Origin of the sequence: Lachnobacterium bovis DSM 14045, from assembly GCF_900107245.1 — a bacterium.
Classification (GTDB): Bacteria; Bacillota; Clostridia; order Lachnospirales; family Lachnospiraceae; genus Roseburia; species Roseburia bovis.
This window is the reverse complement of the sequence record NZ_FNPG01000034.1, coordinates 1-5,021: the sequence shown is the minus strand read 5'-3', so window position 1 is coordinate 5,021 and position 5,021 is coordinate 1. Positions and strand designations below refer to the sequence as shown.

The 5,021-nt window shown below is 33.5% G+C and carries 9 protein-coding genes; all 9 read right to left on the bottom strand.

Going from position 1 to position 5,021, the window contains the following annotated elements; all coding sequences use genetic code 11:
- Positions 1 to 201: 201 nt before the first annotated feature.
- Positions 202 to 714 carry a 2'-5' RNA ligase family protein gene (locus BLV79_RS11385; RefSeq protein WP_074719048.1) on the bottom strand — a complete coding sequence of 171 codons (513 nt, stop codon included), beginning with the start codon at positions 712 to 714 and terminating at the stop codon, positions 202 to 204.
- A 151-nt stretch (positions 715 to 865) separates the two neighbouring features.
- A complete protein-coding gene (locus BLV79_RS11380; RefSeq protein WP_074719046.1) occupies positions 866 to 1,252 on the bottom strand; it encodes a hypothetical protein in 387 nt (128 codons plus the stop codon).
- 362 nt (positions 1,253 to 1,614) lie between these two features.
- Positions 1,615 to 2,217 carry a class I SAM-dependent methyltransferase gene (locus BLV79_RS11375; protein ID WP_330390015.1) on the bottom strand — a complete coding sequence of 201 codons (603 nt, stop codon included), beginning with the start codon at positions 2,215 to 2,217 and terminating at the stop codon, positions 1,615 to 1,617.
- A gap of 272 nt (positions 2,218 to 2,489) precedes the next feature.
- Positions 2,490 to 2,621 carry a hypothetical protein gene (locus BLV79_RS13200; protein ID WP_278320476.1) on the bottom strand — a complete coding sequence of 44 codons (132 nt, stop codon included), beginning with the start codon at positions 2,619 to 2,621 and terminating at the stop codon, positions 2,490 to 2,492.
- 11 nt (positions 2,622 to 2,632) lie between these two features.
- Complete coding sequence (locus tag BLV79_RS11370; protein WP_074719042.1) at positions 2,633 to 3,010, bottom strand: DUF4299 family protein; 378 nt, start codon at positions 3,008 to 3,010, stop codon at positions 2,633 to 2,635.
- A gap of 744 nt (positions 3,011 to 3,754) precedes the next feature.
- A complete protein-coding gene (locus tag BLV79_RS13255) occupies positions 3,755 to 3,985 on the bottom strand; it encodes a hypothetical protein (RefSeq protein WP_330390014.1) in 231 nt (76 codons plus the stop codon).
- The gene (locus tag BLV79_RS13250) at positions 3,966 to 4,163 is read right to left on the bottom strand and encodes a flavodoxin family protein (RefSeq protein ID WP_330390013.1); all 198 of its coding nucleotides are present in this window, start codon (positions 4,161 to 4,163) and stop codon (positions 3,966 to 3,968) included. The genes BLV79_RS13255 and BLV79_RS13250 overlap by 20 nt, the downstream gene beginning before the upstream one ends.
- 13 nt (positions 4,164 to 4,176) lie before the next feature.
- The gene (locus tag BLV79_RS11360; protein WP_200795900.1) at positions 4,177 to 4,677 is read right to left on the bottom strand and encodes a cyclophilin-like fold protein; all 501 of its coding nucleotides are present in this window, start codon (positions 4,675 to 4,677) and stop codon (positions 4,177 to 4,179) included.
- A 69-nt stretch (positions 4,678 to 4,746) separates the two neighbouring features.
- The coding region (locus BLV79_RS11355) for an ATP-binding protein (protein ID WP_159429351.1) at positions 4,747 to 5,021 on the bottom strand (275 nt) is incomplete at its 5' end.

The following is a 5,021-nucleotide window of genomic DNA, read 5'->3' as shown; positions in this document are numbered from 1 at the left end:
TTCCGATAACATATCATCTTCTAACTCTTTAACAAGAGGTTCTTTTACCTTTATCCATTTAATGTCAAAGCTGTCGCCTTCAGGCTCTATTGTCAAATACTCATTAGATAGTATCTTGGCTTTGTACTTCTTGCCCTTACAATCATTGTATTCTAGCTGCTTTATTATCATCGATTCACCCCTAAAATTGAATTTGTCTCTTTATAACATTTTCTCTATTACAATTATTGATTCTTCATTTTTACCAATCACTTCCACTGAAATCTTATTAACTATTGTTGTAAACGACTCATCCAAATTCTTTAATTCATTATATGCATTGTTTAGTTCTTTTTCAGTTTGAAACTTTCCTATCGTTATGTGTGGCTTATATCTAATGTCCGAATCAAACTGCTTAAATTCGTTTTTACATAATACTTCATGAATGTAACATATGTCCTCCTCACCCTTTTGTACATCTAAAAGCAGAAAATTTCCATACTTATCGACTTGCAGACTAATACCATTCAATACAATTTCAAACGGTTTAACATCATACAAACGCTTGATTAGTATTTCTTTAATTGCCTCGTTACTCATCTCATTCTCAAATGGGAAAACAAGTGTAATATGTGGACGAACCAATCGTGCCAATGGATCATATTTATCTCGTATTCTATCTATGATATCCATGTTTTCAAACTCTGGAAATATCATAATTGTTCGTAAACTCATTCTATTCTCCTCCCAAATCTCGATTTGTCATCGTTTATAAAACTGAAATATAATTTGCCTCTAAAAATCCCGATTTATTAATTTCACTATTATCAATAGCACAGAATCCTGTTGAATGTCAAATAAAATTGACCCACAGAGGGTGCGAATTTTATTCTATTTTTAGATATACATATTCGCCTTCCAGTTTGTTATAAACATGCTTGCCAATAATAGAAAGTAGTTTTTTGATATCATCGATTTTTTCACTTGCAAATTCAACATATGAATGATTCTTATCAGATTCATTCTCTTTTTCGTACATGTCTTCACAATACACAAAAAACTCATCCAATATATCTTCTAAAGGGTACTGCGAAATAAAAGACTCACTAGGTTCGTTTTCTTCAAGTTCAGGTTCTGGCTCATAAATAATTGATGTTACATAAATAATATTTTGCTCTGATGGATCATGATGAGGCATGTATATCATATCTTCTACTTTTTCATAATCATCTGAATTATACTTTTCTGCTTCATAAAATCTAATATTTTTCACGTTACAAAATCTCCTTTTTTATGTTTGCCTGCTTTTACATCTAACTGTATTGCAATTTGATATATTATTTTTTGCGGATATCCGCATTTTTTCATCTCTATTAATGTAAAAAAAACAACAATAATTATATATTAAATTTATAAATTTTACAATTCATTTCCTGACCCTCTAAGTTGCTGGTCGGATTACCCAAAACAAGAGAAAAGTCTGGAAAAAGATTAGATTTCCGGTCTTGGGAAAGTTCAATAAATTTACAGCTAATCCAAATCACACAAAAAAGCACCAACCATAATAGATTGATGCTCTCTTAATTTTATGTATTCTATATATTATCCCATAATAAATAAAGAAAAATATTTACATTATTTCCTTCCCATAAGAATCGCTGAGCCTGTAAGAGCCATCCATGTAGACTCCCACTTACTCATAAACATTCCGTTTGTTGTATCAACCAGCTTAACTTCTTCATAGCCCATGTCCTTAAGCTTATTAACAAAGCTTTCCATATCTCCGTACTTAGCCTTTGACATGATATCGTGAATAGCAAAGGTGCCACCCTTCTTAAGGGTCCTTAGTGTTTCCAGAAGAATCGCCTGTCTATCCTTACTAGGAATGTTGTGATATACATAATTACTGGTAACCGCGTCAAAGGTCTCATCCGGAAAATCTAGCTTGCAGGCATCCCCTTGTTGGAAAGAAGTATTGCTTACACCCTCTGCTGCTGAATTACTTTCGCAGAGATTCTTACTGAATGAAGCGTACTCCTTGCCCCATCTATCAATCCCAATAACCTGAGCATTGGAATTTTTCTTTGCAACAGCAATACTTAATGCACCGCTACCACAACCAACATCTAGGCACTTGCCACCATCAGGAATTTCCACATATGAAGCCACACCATCGATAATCTGTTTTGACATCTGTCTCTTGCCATTGTAAGAAAAAGCTCTGCGCATCAAAAACATCCACAGTGTTATTATTGCGCATAGGATTGTTAGCACCAGCATAACCTTTCCCACTACAGATGCAATTCCTATAACCACAGTCGCAATACAAAATACAACTGCAACTGCAAGAGCTCCTAATACCATTCCTTTTGGCATCCAATTCTTATAATCTGCTTTCATTTTTTCTCCCTCCATTTATAAGTTAGTATTAACACAACGTGCATATCCACGTTGCAAGTATTGACACTATTGTAAGAAAAACAGTCAAAAGATTACGTACTCCTTATTTCTTAAATAATCCCATCGCTTGCTTTCTCCCATCGTTCAACTATGTCTGTAATTTCATAATACCACACTCTATTAGTCACGGCTAACTGTATTTTTAAAAAAATGCCCTGCACACGCAGAGCATCCTTTACCATCACAAGTCCTCCTATAACTCACCATTACATTCGTCAATTAATTTTCTTAATTCTTCTAGATTTAACTCAACCAAAATATAATTATCTGAATTAGCTTGAGCATTATTCTCTAACACTTTAATCGCTTTATCATAATCTAAATGAGCAATAACCTTATCATCAGTCATGCTAAAAATTGCCAATTTATAGTTTTCTATCTTTTTTTCATTTACTGCGTAATTTAATTCTTTTTGTAATAAAGTTAACACACCCTCAGTTAAAGTGCATATTCCAACGATCTCATTATTATGTTCATAAAAATTGGGCTTAGCAATATAGTACTCTTCCTCATTGAGTTTTCTATAATCCTGATCATTTTGCTTTTTCTTGAATTTATCAAAAAGTCCCATACATACCTCCATAGCTTTTAATGTTAAAAAAACAACAATGATTATATATTAAATTTATAAATTTTACAATTCATTTTCCCGCTATTCTAGGAAAAATATTGCTTAATCAACTAAATCACTTTATCTTCATTTGTTACGACATTTTTTGCGACATTTATTACGACATTATGTTCATTTTGCGCCTTACTGATTTCTTGCAAGGCATCGCGAATCATACCAAGCATAAATTCAACAAAATCAGTATGATGTTATTCTGAGTCCAAAACTAATCAAACACTAAACATCTATCTATCGGATCAAACAAAGGTCTCATATATAGATTTTATAACTAAGTCTCATAAAGTCTCATTTACGCATGAGACTCAGTGAGACTGCAATGAGACTTTCCTATATAAATCCCACCATTTCAGCATTTTTCAATTAATTCACAGTCTCATTTTGGAATCGCTAAATTCTTCTGCTGGAATTTTCTTCAGAAATGAAAAAAGAGGGGAACCTATAAGTCATAAACCTACAGATTCCCCAAATAGAATTATCGAGTGATATTGTGTTTTCTGACACGTAGCTTCTTCAGATGAAGTTCGTCAAAGGCATTCTTGACTGCCTTATGAAACAAGTGAGGGGCTTTTGTTTACCTCTCACTTGTCTATGATAATAATAACACCGTTAAATCTATAAGAAAAGTGCTAATGTCGGTCGAGACGAGACAAAACGAGTCAAAATGAGACTGCTCAGTCAAGCAACTTAATTAATGCCAAGTCCCATCTCATATGCCTCTCTCAGGCTTTCCTTTCCTTTGATGTCGCCGATATCTGTTACACCTCCACAAAATACATAGCCCTTAAAACTGGCTTTATCAAAGCATTCAATCCATCCTTTTGTTCCTTCTATTGCTCTTTGTGGGACTGCCTTATCATCCTCGGCTGCAGCTGCAAAAAAATATACATCTCTGAACTTATAATCCTTTGTAAACATAGGGTTCAGTCTTCTGACAGGCAAAACATCCTCTACAGAACTCTATTTTCTTGCCAATTACAGATATGATTTCAACCTCATTCCCAGCTTCTTTTGCGCCTTTTGCAAATTTCTCAGCCAATGCATTTGAATTACTGTTTTTTCGAGGGCTTGTTGAAAGAATTACTATCTTTTTCAAATTATCCATCTCCTTATTTTATGCTTAATATGACTTCTGTATCTGATCCACTTAACACACTTTCAAGTTTTTTGATACTCGACGCTTCCACTTTACCTATTTTCGTATATGACCATGAATTAGCGCCATAAAAGAATACTATCTGATTTCCACTGTATAACATTACATCCCCAGCCTCAGTTGTAATCTGCTTGTCGTTACGTGGTAGAGTTTTTCCCAACTGACAGACTTTCTCAAACCCTCCATAATTTGACGCTGAAATAGTCAAATCCTCATCTGTAATCATTTCTCTCAAAGCTTTGGCAGTTTCATTATCTTCTAGATTCACAATAAATGAACTACTTCCTACTGTTACACGAATCTTATTATCAGCCAGTGTGCTTTCATCCGTCTTTTTCATCTTGACCTGCTCCTTTGATTCATTTGTATTTATTTCAACACCGGACTGTGTCTGCGATACATCATCTTCTTGAAAATCACTGGTATTATTTGCCTTACACCCGGTTAACAACAAAAAGAAGACCACCAGTGTTATAAAGTGTCAAGTATTTATGTACAAAAAGTTTTATATTATTATGTACAATTACTCTGATGGTTTAATATAATCTTTGACTCTATATGATCTACCATTTATTGTAATTACTTTAGAATGATGCAGTATTCTGTCTAATATCGCGTTTGCTACAACAGCATCATAAAAAATGTTATCCCAGTCATTAAAATTTATATTTGTTGTCAAAATAGTGCTTTTCTTTTCATACCTCATATCTATCAGTTGAAAAAATAGATTTGAATCTTCTTTGTCGATTGGCAAATAACCTAGTTCATCTATAATTAATAGCTTATACCTGTTTATAT